This window comes from Pseudomonas sp. P1_F1_2 (genome assembly GCF_056405815.1).
The window spans coordinates 25,899-41,883 of record NZ_JBFUBK010000020.1 but is presented as its reverse complement, the minus strand read 5'-3'; the positions used below and the strand labels follow the sequence as shown (position 1 = coordinate 41,883).

Genomic DNA, 15,985 nt, shown 5'->3' with positions numbered 1-15,985 from the left:
TCTAGCCTGTAATTCTTAAAACAGCCTGGTGATTTCATTCAAGACCCGATCCTGGGCTTGAGGACTTGGCCTGTGGCGATAAGCCACTGCGAAAAAAGCAACGCCTTCGTAGTCACAGCGAATCGAAAAAGTCATACCTTCACGCAACCCAAAGACTGATCGGTCCCCTGCATCAACAAAATATCTCGCTTTTGTAAGAGCCGCTCTGGCGTGCTTCAGGCAGTCAGACTGGCTAAACGAGTGTTGCAGCCAACTAGTAGTGACACGCACAGACGAAGTCTCGCTGTCATCGATAGGTGGCTGAGTAATGACTTTAGTAGGTGCAGCAATGTTATCGTCGCTGGCGCAAGCGGCCAGTCCCATTGAAATAACACCCAGTAAAAAACCCAAACGAAGTTTCGAATGCTTAAGTGCGTTTCGCATCGTGGGGCGTTCCTGTGACGATCTGCAATGAACGAAGTGGCAGTTACTAACGTAATAGCGGGTTTCTGCTATTTTGCTACTTATGTTCAGTGAATACGACCAATGGTCCTATGTAGGTCGCTCATTTTGTTCTCGAAATCCATGCTGACTAACTGAGCGTTTTCAGATTCAACGTATAAGCGATAGCTTCAAGCCGACATTCGTTTTTGACACAGTCTGGGCCGATTGCTGCCTGTCGCGAAGGCAGCAAACGACTGTGGATTCGACTGGACGATGCAACACACCGGATGTTGTGTGAACGGAGTCTYAGTTAAACCGACACTAGCAGCACCTTGCGTGCTGCATCTGAGACTTGAGACTGTACATCTCTGTCAGTCGGGGACGCGCTGCACAGATTAGCTTTTGGCCTGATTGATCGTCCTGACTTTACTTTCAGCTACAGCGCCTTCAGCCTTCTGTTTCTGTGCAACCTGGAAGGCTTCCATCGAGATTTTCCGGGCCGCCTCCATGCGTGTGAAGGTGCGATCACCGCCACCTGTGGCCATAGCCAGAGAAGAAGCGGTCAGCGTGGCGACTACCAAGAGAGCTTTCATGGATTTCATTTGGGTATCCTCAAGTGAGACTTTGTAAACAGCTAACAGTGGGCACTACTGGCCAAAACCGAACCGCCTTATTCAACTTGATTTCATCACGTAAATATTCCACGGCGGACAAAGAGAACACATGACCTGTTGGTGACAACAGCGAATCAACATGGCTCTCAGCACAACTTGATTGGAGCTTGCCGTTACTGACTACAATTAAGGCCCAGTAATTTCCACTCATTAATCTTGCAGTATTGTGCCACCAAATTAATGGAAAGCTTCGCGAATGAACTTTTACTCATTCGATTATTTTCATTTCGAGATAACAAAAACCTGATTCGCACTGAGTGCATATGAGGTTTAACTTCCGCTTCTGGGTACAGGCGAGGCTCAGACCACTTTCGGCGAGCGGATCAGGCAATGCTGGTGGAGTTGGCCGGGCTTGCGCCCCATTCAAGGAAACGGATTTTGTGAACCTCGCCCTCGCTATCTGCGTAGACCAGGGTCACCGGTACCAGGCCAGTCTTGTCGGAAGTATCGGTACTTTGCAGTACCCTCTGCACATCGATTTCCATCCCGTAGTGGTATTCGACAGCTGAGATATGCGCAACGGGGTCTTGCAGGTCATTCTGGGCAAATACACTTGGCGCGATAGCCAATGCCTGCATTTACCAAGGCCGCCAGATGCTGGAAAAGCTTCGAAAACAACGGCTGGCGAGCCGGGGGGAAAATGTCAGGAATTGACCGTTATCTGCCTGATGCAGTGAATCGGAGCCGCGGTCCGCAAAAGAAACCGCGGCGACCGAACAATCAGGCGGCGGGGAGCAAGCCTTTCTGTTTGGCGACATGAGTCGCCATTGCGTCCATCAAATCCGGGGACAGGCAGTCATAGGGTTCCAGGCCGATCGAGCGCAAGCGCTCGCGGATAGCCTTCATTTGCGCTGGCGGTGTGCCGGTTTCGATGATGGAGGACACGAACGCCGCGAATCCTGGCGCAGCCCATCCGCGCTGTGGCGAAAGCTCGGTGTGGACGAAATCCAGGCCATAAAACGCATGGTTCTTGTTCTCGATGCGCCCAAAGAGATGGGCGTGACATTGCTTGCAGGCGTGGCGCTGGATGGTGGCGGACTCGTCGACAATCGCCAGTTTTTCGCCGTGGGCAATGACGCTGACCTTATCTCGAGGCACCACGGCGATGACGGCGAATGTCGCGTTTTGTGGTTTCCAGCATTTGCTGCAGCCGCACGCGTGGTTATGCAGGGTTTGTGCGTCGATCTTGACCTCGACCTTGTCGGTCGCACACAGGCATTGCAGGGTGCCACCTGTGAAATTCGCGGCGGCAGGTTGGATACCGTTGTCCAGTGCTGGGTGAAGTTGCAAGGTGCTCATGCTGGCGTCTCCGATTCAGGGTGTCAGACAAAAGTGCCTGGGGCCGTGCCCCAGACCGGTAGTTCATCGGAACTCGATGACAGCGCGGATCGATTGGCCTTTTTGTATCAGATCGAACCGCGACGGATTTCGAAAAGGACACAGTGCATAAACGACTGACCTCCTTCGGTGCGACCGGTCGATTACCCAGATCAAGAATAGTCTGCGATGACGCCTCGAGCACGGCCAGGCCCAGCTAACGGTAGAGGCAACAGGTGCTTACAGGAAAACCGCGTTTGCCGATGGCGAGGACTACGTCCTCGAACGCAGCCTGGCGGACTCGGCAGAGGCTACAAATGCAGGCACTGATTAACCTCCCACTGTGCGGGCGGGTCCGATCAGAATGTTTTCTTCAGCCCTTTCAAGCGCACTTTCGCCCTTTGCACAGCGGCCATTTTTTCAGGCCGCTTCATGCGCTTCCACTTTTTGATGTCTTCCTTGCTTCGCCCGCAACTCACGCACAGATCCCCACTCAGTTGACATACCGAGATGCAGGGATTTTCGATTTCTTTAGCCATTGTCAGTCCCCCTTGGCCGCACGTGATTGAGCCAGGCGCTTTTGCCAATCGCCACCGTGAGTGCGTTGGCACTCTTCCTCGGAGTCGAAACGGACACTGTGGTCTGAAAGGTTCAGGTCGATATTGGCCTCATTCAACGCGATAGCCGTCAGCTCAAAGATGCGCGTCTTGGTGTCAGCCAGGGCGAGTTTTTTATCGGCCAAGGTTTCAAATACCCAGATGACCTTCAGGGTCTCAGCCAACGCGTTCAGGTCAGCGGTGTGAGTGAGCCAGGCAAACCCTTTGATTTCACCTTTTGCTGTTTCGCACGCGTCGGTGAGCGTGGTTATCAACCGGCGTTCGATCCGCGCCAGTTCACGTTTCCCTGGGGGCATTGCGGGTTCCTTTGGAGACAATTAAGGGGAGGCGCTGAATCAGACCGGTCGAAATTCGACCGTCAGATGGCTGACTTCGTGAACCGGCTTGAGACGTTCACGAATGCTGTCGGCGTTCGCAGTGGCCTCACCAAGGACGCTGACGATGGCCGCATGGGCTTGCGGTCCGACCCGCCAGACGTGCAAGTCGGTGATGGTGGCATCCCCCGGTTTCTCAACCAGTTCGCGAATTTCCTCGGCAACGTGCGCATCGGTCTGATCCAGCAGTACACCTGCGGTGACCCCCATCAATGTCCATGCCCAACGCGCAATAACGATGGCGCCGACGATGCCCATGACCGGGTCCAGCCACACCCAACCGAGATACCGGCCAGCGAGCAGTGCAGCGATGGCCAGAACCGAAGTCAGCGCGTCCGCGATGACGTGGACGTAGGCCGATTTCAGGTTGTTGTCGTTCCCGTGATGAGCATGGGCATGATCATCATGATCGTGGCCATGACTGTGTCCGTGGCCCAGCAGCAGGGCACTGACAATGTTGACGATCAAACCGGCAATCGCGATGAGCGTAGCGGTGCCGAACTGAACGTCCGTAGGCTGCAAGAGGCGCATGACAGACTCAACGCCAATTCCCAGGGAAACCATACCGAGAATCAGCGCCGAGGCGAACCCGCCCAAGTCTCCAACCTTTCCAGTACCGAAACTGTAGCGCTGGCTGGAAGCGTGGCGTTTTGCGTAACCGTAGGCGGCCGCCGCAATGCCCAATGCGCCGGCATGGGTTGCCATATGGAAGCCATCGGCCAGTAACGCCATCGAGCCCGTGATATAGCCGGCGGTGATCTCACCAACCATCATCACAACGGTCAGTGCCACAACCCAAAGCGTACGCTTGGCATTTTCGTCGTGCGCTGAGCCAAGGAACATATGGTCGTGTGTGTAGTTGATACGGGAGCTACTCATGAGTGGGTACCTGGATGCGTTCACTTCGAGTAACGGCGAATGGCTTCAAGAAGCTCTTCGACGCCCTTGTTTCGCCCCTCTTCACTGAGTGCAGGGTTCGCGACGTGCTCCCGGGCGTGGTCCTCAATGATTTCCTCCATCAGCCCGTTGATGGCTCCGCGGGTGGCGGCCACCAGGTGCAGCGTTTTGGCGCAATCGAGATCCGATTCCAATGCCCGTTCAACGGCCTGGATTTGTCCGGCGATACGTTTTACGCGCTTGAGCAGTTCGTCTTTGTTGGCTGCGATGTGACCCATTTGATACCCCCCCCACCTATGCATTGCGCATGATAGGCATACCCCCTATACCTATGCAAATCGTCTGATGCACAGACCACCTGAGGGTTGGAGCGAGAGGGTCTTGAATGCCCGATAACAGCCGCTACTGATCCGGCTTTTCCAAAACGTTGATACTTCACGCATACCGATGCGGACGTGCTACCTCCCTGCGTGGCAACGGGCTAACCGTTCGCCACGCGGGATTTTTCTTACGCCGTCGGCTCCACGTTATCCAACGCCTGATTCACCGCCAGTTCCCCCAACATCACCACTTGCGTAATCCCCAGCAGGGTCTTGCGGTTTGAGTTGTCCAATAACGCCGCAAGATTGCTGAGCATGGTGGTTGCCGAGCCCAATGATTCGCTGGCGTTGGCCAGCAGGGATTCGGTGTCGCACTTAGGGTTGGCGAGGAACATCGGTTCGGGTTCGTGGGTGCTGGCCATGATTTGGGCGGCCGGGTTGAGGTAGTGGTCGAGAGCGCGCTCGGCGGCTTCGTGGAGTTTTTTGGAATCGAGGGATTCGTAGGGAGATGCCGGATCGGTTTCCGGTGGATTGGGTGTTGGTTTGATCATGGTGAAACTCCTGATTGTTCATTAGGAGCTACCGACATCACTTGCAGATGATGGGTGGCAGCTATGCGCGGGTCTGCAAGACCGGGAAACCAGGAACCCGGCAGACCCGAAGGTCTCCCGCACAAAGCCGCCATTGAGCGGACATAAACAAGCGTCCTTGGCTGGGCTATGCGACTGGTATTCCGGCGGGCTTGCAGACCCGATCACTGATGAGCAGTGACGGGAATCAAGTTACCGACGGCCCCCTGGACGCACAAGCCGGCGGATTCTGTCTTACCTGTGGGCAGCGGCGCAAGGCGTTGTAGCCTTTGGGTGGTAACAGGAGGCTTCGTTTAAACAGTCAGGATTTTTGTTGTTTAAGCGTAAGTGAAACAGAGGATTCTCTCGCTGCGTCAGCCGATCGAAAACCATGGGGGAGCGACCTTGCTCCGGGCGGCGTACCGACGATATCGGTGTGTCAGCGGCATCGATGTTGAATGGGCCTCCGTCATCGCGAGCAAGCTCGGCTCCCACAGGGTTTGGTGTTTTGTCTGAAGGGTGTTGGGAGGGCATGAACATGCCCTGCCCGCCCGGCTCAGTCACTTCTTGCCGGCCGCTAAATAATGCGCAACCAAAGCATTGGCATGCCCATGCCCCATACCGTGCTCAGCCTTCAGCCAGGCCACCATTTCCATGTGCTTCTTGCCACTCACTGCCCCAAGCAAATCCAGCCAGTGGCTGATGGGCTGTCCATACTTTTTCTCAATGGACGGGAAGTACGACGCGGGCCCTTTTACTGTTGTCTCATCGGTCATGCTGCAAGCTCCCTTTATCACGACGGAGTGTCGGATAACGCTCCTTGTCGTCGTCCATTGGCTGGACGCAAAAACATTAGCCCAACAACAACCCCTGCTCAACTTCACACAACTCCACCACGTAATCCCACAGCACGCGCAGCCGCACCGATTTGTGCAGCTCGCGCCGCGTACTGATCCAGTAGCTGCGCTGGATGCTCTCCTCCGGCAGCAACGGCACGAGTTCCGGATCTGCGCTGGCCATGTAGCACGGCAACACCGCAATCCCCAACCCAGAACGCGCCGCCTGTTGTTGGGCGATGACGCTGGTGCTGTGGAACACCACTTGGGGGTTGCGGCAGAAGCTGTTGAGGAACATCAGTTCCTGGCTGAACAACAGGTCGTCGACATAGCCGATCCAGGCGTGACGAGCGAGGTCTTCGCGGCTGTGCAAGGGCGGTGCGCGGTCAAGATAGGCTTGGCTGGCGTACAGCGCCAGGCGATAGTCGGTGAGTTTGCGGGTGACCAGCATGTCGGCGGACGGGCGTTCGAGGTGGATGCTGATCTCGGCTTCGCGGTTGAGGATGCTGACGAAGCGCGGCACCGCCACCAGCTCCACTTCCAGCCCCGGGTAGCGTTCGAATAAACCGTTCATGCGGCTGGCCAGGAACATGATGCCCAGCCCTTCCGTCACCCCGACGCGAATCTTGCCCAGCGGTGCCGTGGACTGGGTGATTTCTTCCTGGGCCAGCAGCGCGACGTTTTCCATCGCTTCGGCGTGTTTGAGCAGCGCTTCGCCGGCCGGCGTCAATTCGTAACCCTGCGCATGCTGGACGAACAGCGCCGTGCCGAGGCTCTTTTCGATGGCCTCGATGTGCCGCGCGACCGTGGCGTGGGTGGTGTTCAAACGGCGCGCGGCGGTGAGCAAACGCCCGCTGCGCTGCAATTCAAGAAAAAACCGCAAGTCATTCCAGTCAAACATGATCCGTCCTTGAAGTGATGCTGTTTAAAAACGCACAGCGGCTGCGCAAAAACTAACATTCTTTTGACGAAAGCTAACAACTAGGATGACCGACAACAAGAACAACAAGACGAGGTCAGGGATGTCGACTTCCCCAGATGAATACGACTACATCGTGGTCGGTGCCGGGCCGGCCGGTTGTTTGTTGGCCAATCGACTGTCGGCCAACCCGCAACACAGGGTCTTGCTGCTCGAAGCCGGCGGCCGCGATAACTACGCGTGGATTCACATCCCCGTGGGTTACCTGTTCTGCATCRGCAACCCGCGCACCGACTGGTGCTTCAAAACCGAGGCGCAACCCGGCCTGCAGGGGCGGACGCTGAGTTACCCACGCGGCAAGGTCCTCGGCGGGTGTTCCTCGATCAACGGCATGATCTACATGCGTGGCCAGGCGGGCGACTATGATCGCTGGGCCGCTGACGGCAATCCGGGCTGGAGCTGGAACGACGTATTGCCGCTATTCAAGAAGAGCGAAAACCATTTTGCCGGCGATTCGGAATTTCACGGTGCCGCTGGCGACTGGCGGGTCGAACGTCAGCGGTTGTCGTGGCCGATTCTGGATGCCTTCCGCAGCGCTGCCGAGCAAAGCGGTATCGCCAGCATCGACGATTTCAACCAGGGCGATAACGAAGGCTGCGGTTACTTTCAGGTCAATCAGAAGGCCGGAATCCGCTGGAACGCGGCCAAGGCGTTTCTCAAACCGATCCGCCACCGTGCCAACCTGACGGTGCTGACCGACGTTGAGGTCGACCGTGTGCTGCTGGAAAACGGCCGCGCCTGCGCCGTCCTCACACGCTGGCAAGGCCAGGCGAAAACCTTCAAGGCACGTAGGGAAATCGTCTTGTGTGCCGGCTCCGTCGGCTCACCGGGCATCCTCCAGCGCTCGGGGATCGGCCCTCGCCCGCTGCTGCAAAAACTGGGGATCGACGTTGCCCATGAGCTGCCGGGCGTGGGCGGTAACCTGCAGGATCACCTGCAACTGCGACTGATCTATAAGTTGGAAAACGCGCGCACGCTGAATCAGATCGCCGGCAGCGTGTGGGGCAAGATGGGCATGGGCCTGCGCTATTTGTATGACCGCAGCGGCCCGCTCTCCATGGCGCCGAGTCAACTGGGGGCCTTCGCCCGCTCGGGGCCGGAACAGACTTCGGCGAATCTCGAATACCACGTGCAACCCTTGTCGCTGGAACGCTTCGGCGAACCGTTGCACCCCTTCCCCGCCTTTACCGCCTCTGTCTGTGATTTGCGGCCGCAAAGCCGTGGCCGAGTGGACATTCGTTCAGCCGACCCACAGCAAGCGCCGCTGATCCAGCCCAACTATCTGAGCCACCCGGAAGATTTGCGCGTCGCGGCCGACGCCATTCGCCTGACCCGCCGCATCGTCGCCGCACCGGCCCTGCAGGCCTTCAATCCGGTCGAGTACTTGCCCGGCGATCGTTTGCAGACCGAGGAAGAATTGCACCAGGCCGCCGCGCAAATCGGCACCACCATTTTTCACCCGGTCGGCACGTGCCGGATGGGCAACGACGCAGACGCAGTGGTCGACGCCGAACTGCGTGTCCACGGCGTTCCCGGTCTGCGCATTGCCGATGCGTCGATCATGCCGCGCATCACCTCCGGCAATACCTGTTCGCCAACGCTGATGATTGCCGAAAAAGCCGTGCAGTTGATGCTCGACTCACCCACAAGGAGTTTTGCCCCGAACGAAACCGCACTGACCGCAGTCTCTTGATCAAGGAATAGCGGCGCCAGCCCACAAGACCGGCGCCGACAGTGGAACAACAAAAACAATCACTGTGAGGGATACCGATATGTCAGAACATGTTCAGCCAATGGAAGCCATACCCGTCGCGGCCATCAGCCACGGCACCCGCAAAGTCATCTTCGCGTCGTCGCTCGGGACGGTCTTCGAGTGGTACGACTTTTTCCTCTATGGCGCCCTTGCGGCGGTGATCAGTAAACAGTTTTTCGCCGGGGTGAATGACACCACGGCGTTCATTTTTGCGCTGATGGCTTTTGCTGCAGGCTTCATCGTGCGGCCCTTCGGTGCGCTGGTATTTGGGCGACTGGGAGACATGATCGGGCGTAAATACACGTTCCTCGCGACCATTGTGCTCATGGGCCTGGCGACCTTCTGCGTCGGCTTGCTGCCGACCTACGCGAGCATCGGCATCGCCGCGCCGATCATCCTCGTGGTGCTGCGCATGCTTCAGGGCCTGGCCCTGGGTGGTGAATATGGCGGCGCTGCCACCTATGTCGCGGAGCACGCGCCGATGGGCAAACGCGGTTTCCACACCAGTTGGATTCAGTCCACGGCGACCCTCGGTTTGCTGCTGTCGCTGCTGGTAGTGCTCGGTTGCCGCTACTTCACGGGCGATCAGTTCGAAGTGTGGGGCTGGCGGATTCCGTTCCTGTTTTCGATCATTTTGCTGGGCATCTCGACCTGGATCCGCTTGAGCCTGCATGAGTCGCCTGCTTTCGTGAAAATGAAAGAAGAAGGCAAACTCTGCGAGTCGCCGCTGCGCGATTCCTTCGGCAAGTGGGAAAACCTCAAGGTCGTGTTGATCGCCCTGTTCAGCATCAATGCCGGGCAAGCGGTGACCTTCTATGCCGCGCAGTTTTACGTGCTGTTTTTCCTCACACAATTCCTGAAGATGGACCCGGCCGTGGCCAACGGCTTGCTGATCGTCAGCGTGATCATCGGCGCGCCGTTCTTCATCTTTTTTGGTTGGCTGTCGGACAAGGTCGGGCGCAAACCGGTATTGATGATCGGCCTGTTGCTGGCCACCGCGCTGTATTTCCCGATCTTCAAATCCCTGGCGCATTACGCCAACCCGGCCATTGACCAGGCCAGCCGCCAGGCGCCGATCACCGTCATGGCCGACCCGGCCACTTGCACCTTCCAGTTCGACCCCGTGGGCAAGGCGAAATTTGATAGCCCGTGCGACAAGGTCAAAACCTTCCTGGTCAAACAAGGCCTGCCCTACGCCAGCGCAGCCGCACCCGCCGGCAGTGGCGTGCAGGTGAGCATCGGCGAGGTACAAATCGACGGTTACGACGAAGCCGCCCTGCGTGGCGCGGTGACACTGGCTGGCTATCCGTCCCAAGCCGATATGCAGCAAATCAACAAACCGATGATCGTCGCGTTGATCGTGGTGCTGATCATCATCTCTGCCATGTGCTACGGCCCGCTGGCGGCATTGATGGTCGAACTGTTCCCCACGCGCATCCGCTACACCTCGATGTCCCTGCCCTATCACATCGGTAACGGCTGGTTTGGCGGGTTCCTGCCGACAGTGTCGTTTGCGTTGGTGGTCTACACCGGCGACATCTTCTACGGGCTTTGGTACCCGGTGGTGATTACCGSGGTGAGCCTGGTGGTGGGGATGATTTGCTTGCGTGAAACCAAGAACGTGGACCTAGACAAAAACTGACAGGTCGTTGTGGCGAGGGTGCTGGTGCCCTCGCCACGCGTGGCTTTGTTACCCTTCAGACCTCGGAGTCGAGCAATTCAAACTTCACCTGATCCGGATAGAACGCCACGTACTCGCGAATCTGCGCCACCGAGATCTTGGGATTTTCGTAACTCCACACGGCGTTAGCGCCTTCATGCCCCGGCACCTGCAAACTGAAATAGCTGGCATCGCCCTTGTAGGGGCAATAGCTGGTGTGATCGGTGCGCGCGTAATACTTTTCGTCGATGTCCTCTCGCGGCACGTAGTACACCGGCGGGTAATTGGCTTCCAGCAGCACCAGTGCGCGTGCAGACGCGGCCACCTGGATGCCATGAAACTTCACCAACAGGCAGCCTGGCTGCTCTGCGATGGTGATGACAGGGCTGGGACCGGAGCTTTTCATGGAATACGTTCCTCATGACGGTGATGAACCTGTGGGAGCGTGCGGTGCGGCGATCCGACTTGCCCGATGGATCGCACAGCAGCCCCAAAACCTGAGACCACGACTTTCAGGTATAACCCAAAATTCATCATTGCTCCTGCCTCGCAGCCAAACGGGGCATTTTGACTGCCGCAAACAAACGCAACAGCTTTAGCTGTACATCCATACAGATAATGATTGCTCCATCGCTCATCACCCGCCATTCTGTGCGCCTCTTGCACATTTGATGAACGATGGTGGTTATGCGGCTGTACCTCTGTGAAAAACCTTCCCAGGCCAAAGACATTGCAGCAGTGCTCGGCGCCAAGCGCCGGGGCGACGGCTGCTGGCTGGGAACAGACGTCACGGTGACCTGGTGCATCGGTCATCTGCTGGAAACCGCACCGCCGGACGCCTACGACGCGCGCTACAAACGCTGGGTATTGGCGGACCTGCCGATCATTCCCGATAAATGGAAGATGACCGTCAAGCCGCGCACCGCCAGCCAGTACAAAGCCGTGAAACGCTTGCTCGGCGAGGCCGATGAACTGGTGATCGCCACCGACGCCGACCGTGAAGGCGAAATGATCGCCCGCGAGCTGGTCGAGCACTGCCGTTATCGCGGGCCGATCCGCCGGCTGTGGCTGTCAGCGCTGGACGATGCATCAATCCGCAAGGCACTGGCCGCCTTGAAGCCAGGGGCGGAGACCTTCAGCCTTTATCATTCGGCGTTGGGCCGCTCCCGGGCCGACTGGTTGATCGGGATGAACATGAGCCGGTTGTTTACGCTTCTGGGCCGCCAATCCGGTTATCAGGGCGTATTGCCGGTGGGTCGGGTACAAACACCGACCCTGAGGCTGGTCGTGGATCGTGATCGCAGCATTGCCGACTTCGTCCCCGTGGCCTATTGGGCCATCGACGTGCAACTGCTGCACGATGGCACGGCGTTCACTGCACAGTGGCGCGCGGCATCCGACGCTTGCGACGATCAGGATCGCTGCCTGAATCAGTCTCTGGCACAGAGCGCAGCCCAGGCCATTGGCAACGCCGCTAGCGCACGGGTAAAAAAGCTGCGCACCGAACGCATGCGTGAAGTCGCGCCTTTGCCCTTTGATCTGGGCACCTTGCAGGAAGTCTGTTCAAAGAAGCTCGGGCTCGGCGCCCAGGAAACCCTCGATATTGCCCAGGCGCTCTACGAAACCCACAAGGTCATCACCTACCCGCGCAGTGATTGCGGTTTCCTGCCGATGAGTCAGCACAGCGAGGCCCCGGGCATCCTCGCCGCCCTGCGACAAGCCGATCCAACCCTGAACGCGCTGAACGATTACCTTGAACCCCAGCGGCGCTCACGGGCCTGGAACGATGCCAAGGTCACGGCGCACCACGGCATCATTCCAACGGCCGCGGCGAAGAATCTTGATCGGTTGGTGGGCAAGCAACGGGCGGTCTACACGCTGATCCGTGCCCGCTATCTGGCGCAGTTCCTGCCCAATCATGAATACGATCGCACCCAGGCTGACTTCGACTGCGCCGGTGAAGCCTTGCGCGCCGTCGGCAAACAGATCGTCGAGCCCGGCTGGAAGCGTGCGCTGCCGGAGGCCCTCGCCCCCGCCAAGGGCCGAGAGGTGCCGGCGCCGCAAACCCTACCGGCATTGGCCGAAGGGCTTGATTGCGCCGTGGCCGACGTGAAGCTCAAGGACCTCTGGACGCAACCACCCAAACCGTTCACCGAAGGCGACCTGATCAAGGCCATGAAGAACGTCGCCAAACTGGTGGAGGATCCGCTGCTCAAGCAGAAACTCAAGGACACCACCGGTATCGGCACCGAGGCGACACGCGCGTCGATCATCCAGGGCTTGCTCGACCGGGGTTATCTGATCAAGAACGGCAAGGCCCTGGCCGCCACCCCGGCGGCCTTCAGCCTGATCGATGCCGTGCCGCGCGCCATTGCCGACCCCGGCACCACGGCGATCTGGGAGCAGGCGCTGGACATGGTGCAGAGCGGCGAAATGAGCCTGGAAGAATTCGTCACCAAACAGGCGGCATGGATGAGCAAGCAAGTCGCGCGTTGCGCCGGTCTGAGCCTGACCATCAGCGGGCCGGCAAGCCCGGCCGGGCGTGGTGCCGCACCGTGGAAGAACAAGCGCAAACCGGCGAAACGCAAACCGTCCACGGGCACCAAACGCACGGCGAAACCGGCAAGTTAAGGTTGATGGCACTTCAAATGGATCGTGATGGTCTAGTGTTCTTCAAACCCGTCGACAGCCCCACTTTCACGCGCTGAAGAAAGGCGCAAAGTACAACTTCTCACCACATTGCATGATTCACGGACAGCCCTGCTCAACCTGGAGCGCTCCGACATGTCTTCGATAGAACTGCACGCCGCAAAGCGCGACGAACTGGACACCATCGAAAATCTGATGCAGTTCTATGTGTACGACTTCAGCGAATGGCTGCCACTGAAACTGGGTGAACATGGTTTTTTCAACATCCAGCCCAAACCGGGTTATTGGCGCACCCCCGCGACCCGGCCGTTTTTGATCAGAGTCGACGGTGAGCTTGCCGGTTTCGTGAGCGTGGACGGCGACACCCACCTCGAGGGTGCCGAATACAACATCGGCTACTTCTTTGTCAGTCGGCGTTTCCGTGGCCAAGGTGTCGCGAAGTTTGTCGTTTCCACCCTCTTGAGCCAGTTCCCCGGTCAATGGCAGATTTTCCATCTGGATGCGAACCCGCCCGCACGGCGGTTCTGGGCCAAAGTGATCCCTGATCTCGCAGGCGGCCAATTCACCCTGCATCAGCGGTCTGTAGACGGTTATCCCTGCACCTTCTACCGTTTCCAGTGTCCGTCGCCGTCACCCTGACGGGCTTCTCCTACAGACTTTTCTCATTCCAATCCGTTTTGTCAGACAATATGTAGTGACTGAAAATAATCACTACATAACTGTTGACGCCTCCGATTTGCCCTTGCATGATGCAGACATCTCCCCGATCGGGAGTACCGCAACATGTTTGAGCAAGCTCGTCTGACCGCCGAGCTGTTTTTCCCGGATACACGCTGCCCACAAGGCAGATTGAAGAAGCTGACCTGGCCCGAACGTCCAGTACAAGGACGAGAAGCGCTAGCGATCAATCCTCATGAAGCTTGTGGCCGACCCTGAAAAGTCGGCAATGGCCAGAAGGTATTCGCTGCTTCTCTTCGTTGTGACGCTTTTGCGTAGCAGTTATTCAACACGACTACATGCAACAGATGCGCGACCTCGTTGAATTCAACGGCCGACCGCTGACGTCCTGGTTTCGGTGCCAGGGATCAACTAACCGATGGGCTACTTGTATTAGCGAATCAACTTTGAAAGATCACCAAATGGTCAAGGGGCATATTATGAATCTGAACAACCAACCCACTATCGATGAACTGGCTCGTATGTTCGCTGCGCAAAAAGACAGCCACGACAGCCACATCCTGTGGATCAGCAAATCGGGCCAGGTTCATATCGACTGCCTGTCGCCTCATGCTCACGAAGCGGAGTTCGATCAGAACAACCAGAACCTGCTGGCCCGACTGAAGATGTACCGTCGCGGCCATGGCTATGTCGGCAAGAAAGCCGCAGCCGACAAGGACTTCATCGGTAATGTTCTGCAAACGCTGAAACAGGCCTGGGCATCGCTGCAAAACCAGAACGAAGTTCGGGTGATTGATCGGTTCTACTGATACTCCCCACGGTTCTATCCAGCGTCTCTAAATTAAAAGGCCCCGCTCGTCATATCGAGCGGGGCCTTTTTTTGTTTGTCGTGTGCGCCGTAAATGAAGCTATGGTTATCGGTATGCGCTGCTGGATTTATGGAGGCTTGCAATGAAAAACCCCCTGACATTCCTGCTGTTTCCGGTTGCAATTGCCGCACTTGCAAACACCACCCCCGGCATCCCGCCATTCGATGCGGACTGCCCCGCAAACGTTACGGTTCATGCGGATCAGGATGGTCCGGTACTGATTAACAACAAAGAAGCCGAAACCAAAGCCGTCGATGATCGCCACTTCGAAACCACGGGTTCGGGTGTCACGATTTCAATCAGCCTTGCCGAAGACGATTCCGTCGTCGTGTCTGCCACCAGCAAAAGCGGCAAAGTCATGTGCCAGTCAGTGGAAGATTGAGGTCGTTGACGCCAGCGCAGGCGTCCCCAACACCAGATTCATGAACGCCACCGACGCCGCACTGTGGTAGTTGTTTTTACGACGAAGCAACGCCGCCCCACGGGTAGGCGCTGCCCCCAGCAATGGAATCTTGCGCAGCGCGCGCTCCTGGCTGGCGATGGCCTCCGGGAGGATGGTGGCAATGGCCGTGTGCCGAATGACCTCCAGCAACGTGCTGACAGAATTGACCTCAATCACCACCTTGGGGGTGATCTGTTCCTGAGCAAAATACTCATTGATGCGGGTGCGGGTGACGAAGTCCGGGGTCAACAGCGCAAACGCCAGTTGAGCGAGCTCTTCAGCAGGCAATGCGACCTGGCTGTCATACAACGGGTGCCCCTGCCCCACCATCACGCCCAGCGTCTCGGTAAAGGCCGGAATCGACTCGATGTCGGCATTTCTGACGTCATTGAACGCGATGGCGATATCCAGCGAGTCATCCGCCAACCCCGCCTCGATGTCGTCCATCGACAACTCGAAAATCTCCAGATGGATATTCGGATACCGCGCCACGTAATCGCGCACCAACGGCCCCACCAGATACGCCATGAACGTGGGCGTCATGGCCAGGCGCAAGGTGCCGCGAGACAAGTCCTTCACGTCATGCAGCGCACGTTTTCCGGCGTCCAGCTCAACCAATACGCGGCGGGCGCACTCGATATAGGCCTCTCCTGCATCGGTCGGCTTGACGGTGCGCGAGGTGCGGTCGAACAGGCTGACCCCCAGGGTTTCTTCAAGCTGGCGGATTTGCTGCGACAGGGTCGGCTGGGAAACATGCAGCGCCTCGGCGGCCCGGGTGAAACCGCCGTGGTCGGCGACGGCCAGCAAGTAACGCAAATGTCGTAGCAGCATGGCTCTTCATCTATAGGCAGGACTTATGCAAAGCATTGTATATCGATCTTGGACGCTATGAGTCAATCGGCAGAAGATGGCTTCACACCCAAGCGAC

The 15,985-nt window shown here is 57.7% G+C and carries 19 protein-coding genes; 6 read left to right on the top strand and 13 right to left on the bottom strand.

From position 1 onward, the window contains the following. Nucleotides 1-15: 15 nt before the first annotated feature. From AC1D2P_RS08465 to AC1D2P_RS08415, 11 genes are all read right to left on the bottom strand, one after another. A complete protein-coding gene (locus tag AC1D2P_RS08465) occupies nucleotides 16-423 on the bottom strand; it encodes a hypothetical protein (RefSeq protein WP_477757490.1) in 408 nt (135 codons plus the stop codon). 395 nt (nucleotides 424-818) lie between these two features. After that, nucleotides 819-1,025 carry a co-regulatory protein PtrA N-terminal domain-containing protein gene (locus AC1D2P_RS08460; protein WP_109784641.1) on the bottom strand — a complete coding sequence of 69 codons (207 nt, stop codon included), beginning with the start codon at nucleotides 1,023-1,025 and terminating at the stop codon, nucleotides 819-821. 395 nt (nucleotides 1,026-1,420) lie between these two features. Next, nucleotides 1,421-1,675, bottom strand: coding sequence for a DUF2790 domain-containing protein (locus tag AC1D2P_RS08455; RefSeq protein ID WP_109784640.1), 255 nt, complete (start codon nucleotides 1,673-1,675; stop codon nucleotides 1,421-1,423). 142 nt (nucleotides 1,676-1,817) lie between these two features. Next, nucleotides 1,818-2,396 (bottom strand): S-(hydroxymethyl)glutathione synthase, encoded by a 579-nt coding sequence (gene gfa, locus AC1D2P_RS08450; protein WP_046027614.1) that lies wholly within the window; start codon nucleotides 2,394-2,396, stop codon nucleotides 1,818-1,820. Between the two features lie 377 nt (nucleotides 2,397-2,773). Beyond that, nucleotides 2,774-2,953 (bottom strand): DUF1289 domain-containing protein, encoded by a 180-nt coding sequence (locus AC1D2P_RS08445; protein WP_077430293.1) that lies wholly within the window; start codon nucleotides 2,951-2,953, stop codon nucleotides 2,774-2,776. Between the two features lie 2 nt (nucleotides 2,954-2,955). Then, a complete protein-coding gene (locus AC1D2P_RS08440; RefSeq protein ID WP_109784639.1) occupies nucleotides 2,956-3,327 on the bottom strand; it encodes a hypothetical protein in 372 nt (123 codons plus the stop codon). A gap of 39 nt (nucleotides 3,328-3,366) precedes the next feature. Next, complete coding sequence (gene dmeF, locus AC1D2P_RS08435) at nucleotides 3,367-4,284, bottom strand: CDF family Co(II)/Ni(II) efflux transporter DmeF (RefSeq protein WP_109784638.1); 918 nt, start codon at nucleotides 4,282-4,284, stop codon at nucleotides 3,367-3,369. Nucleotides 4,285-4,304: 20 nt separating this feature from the next. Further along, nucleotides 4,305-4,580, bottom strand: coding sequence for a metal/formaldehyde-sensitive transcriptional repressor (locus tag AC1D2P_RS08430; RefSeq protein WP_477757489.1), 276 nt, complete (start codon nucleotides 4,578-4,580; stop codon nucleotides 4,305-4,307). A gap of 230 nt (nucleotides 4,581-4,810) precedes the next feature. Next, on the bottom strand, nucleotides 4,811-5,173 hold the full coding sequence (locus AC1D2P_RS08425; RefSeq protein ID WP_077430296.1) for a DUF6124 family protein: 363 nt from the start codon (nucleotides 5,171-5,173) through the stop codon (nucleotides 4,811-4,813). Between the two features lie 578 nt (nucleotides 5,174-5,751). After that, nucleotides 5,752-5,967, bottom strand: coding sequence for a DUF4287 domain-containing protein (locus AC1D2P_RS08420; protein WP_046027629.1), 216 nt, complete (start codon nucleotides 5,965-5,967; stop codon nucleotides 5,752-5,754). 76 nt (nucleotides 5,968-6,043) lie between these two features. After that, nucleotides 6,044-6,928 carry a LysR family transcriptional regulator gene (locus tag AC1D2P_RS08415; RefSeq protein WP_477757488.1) on the bottom strand — a complete coding sequence of 295 codons (885 nt, stop codon included), beginning with the start codon at nucleotides 6,926-6,928 and terminating at the stop codon, nucleotides 6,044-6,046. Between the two features lie 121 nt (nucleotides 6,929-7,049). Between AC1D2P_RS08415 and AC1D2P_RS08410 the strand changes: the two genes are divergently transcribed. After that, nucleotides 7,050-8,699 carry a GMC family oxidoreductase gene (locus tag AC1D2P_RS08410; protein ID WP_477811386.1) on the top strand — a complete coding sequence of 550 codons (1,650 nt, stop codon included), beginning with the start codon at nucleotides 7,050-7,052 and terminating at the stop codon, nucleotides 8,697-8,699. Between the two features lie 79 nt (nucleotides 8,700-8,778). After that, nucleotides 8,779-10,401, top strand: a complete 1,623-nt coding sequence (locus AC1D2P_RS08405) for an MFS transporter (protein ID WP_477811385.1) — start codon at nucleotides 8,779-8,781, stop codon at nucleotides 10,399-10,401. Nucleotides 10,402-10,456: 55 nt separating this feature from the next. Here the strand turns inward: AC1D2P_RS08405 and AC1D2P_RS08400 are convergent, their stop codons facing one another. Continuing rightward, nucleotides 10,457-10,825, bottom strand: coding sequence for a DUF427 domain-containing protein (locus AC1D2P_RS08400; RefSeq protein ID WP_046027635.1), 369 nt, complete (start codon nucleotides 10,823-10,825; stop codon nucleotides 10,457-10,459). Nucleotides 10,826-11,106: 281 nt separating this feature from the next. On the opposite strand from AC1D2P_RS08400, the gene AC1D2P_RS08395 reads away from it, so the two are divergent. The 4 genes from AC1D2P_RS08395 (at nucleotide 11,107) to AC1D2P_RS08380 (ending at nucleotide 14,997) form a co-directional block, all read left to right on the top strand. Further along, on the top strand, nucleotides 11,107-13,050 hold the full coding sequence (locus AC1D2P_RS08395) for a DNA topoisomerase III (protein ID WP_223524639.1): 1,944 nt from the start codon (nucleotides 11,107-11,109) through the stop codon (nucleotides 13,048-13,050). Nucleotides 13,051-13,203: 153 nt separating this feature from the next. Beyond that, on the top strand, nucleotides 13,204-13,707 hold the full coding sequence (locus AC1D2P_RS08390) for a GNAT family N-acetyltransferase (protein ID WP_109784633.1): 504 nt from the start codon (nucleotides 13,204-13,206) through the stop codon (nucleotides 13,705-13,707). A 518-nt stretch (nucleotides 13,708-14,225) separates the two neighbouring features. Beyond that, nucleotides 14,226-14,555, top strand: coding sequence for a hypothetical protein (locus AC1D2P_RS08385; RefSeq protein WP_077432160.1), 330 nt, complete (start codon nucleotides 14,226-14,228; stop codon nucleotides 14,553-14,555). 142 nt (nucleotides 14,556-14,697) lie between these two features. Continuing rightward, on the top strand, nucleotides 14,698-14,997 hold the full coding sequence (locus AC1D2P_RS08380) for a hypothetical protein (protein WP_109784632.1): 300 nt from the start codon (nucleotides 14,698-14,700) through the stop codon (nucleotides 14,995-14,997). Here AC1D2P_RS08380 and cynR read toward each other — a convergent pair. Beyond that, entirely contained in the window at nucleotides 14,983-15,888 is a 906-nt protein-coding gene (gene cynR / locus AC1D2P_RS08375) for a transcriptional regulator CynR (RefSeq protein ID WP_223524636.1), read from the bottom strand. The genes AC1D2P_RS08380 and cynR overlap by 15 nt on opposite strands. Nucleotides 15,889-15,985: the final 97 nt, after the last annotated feature.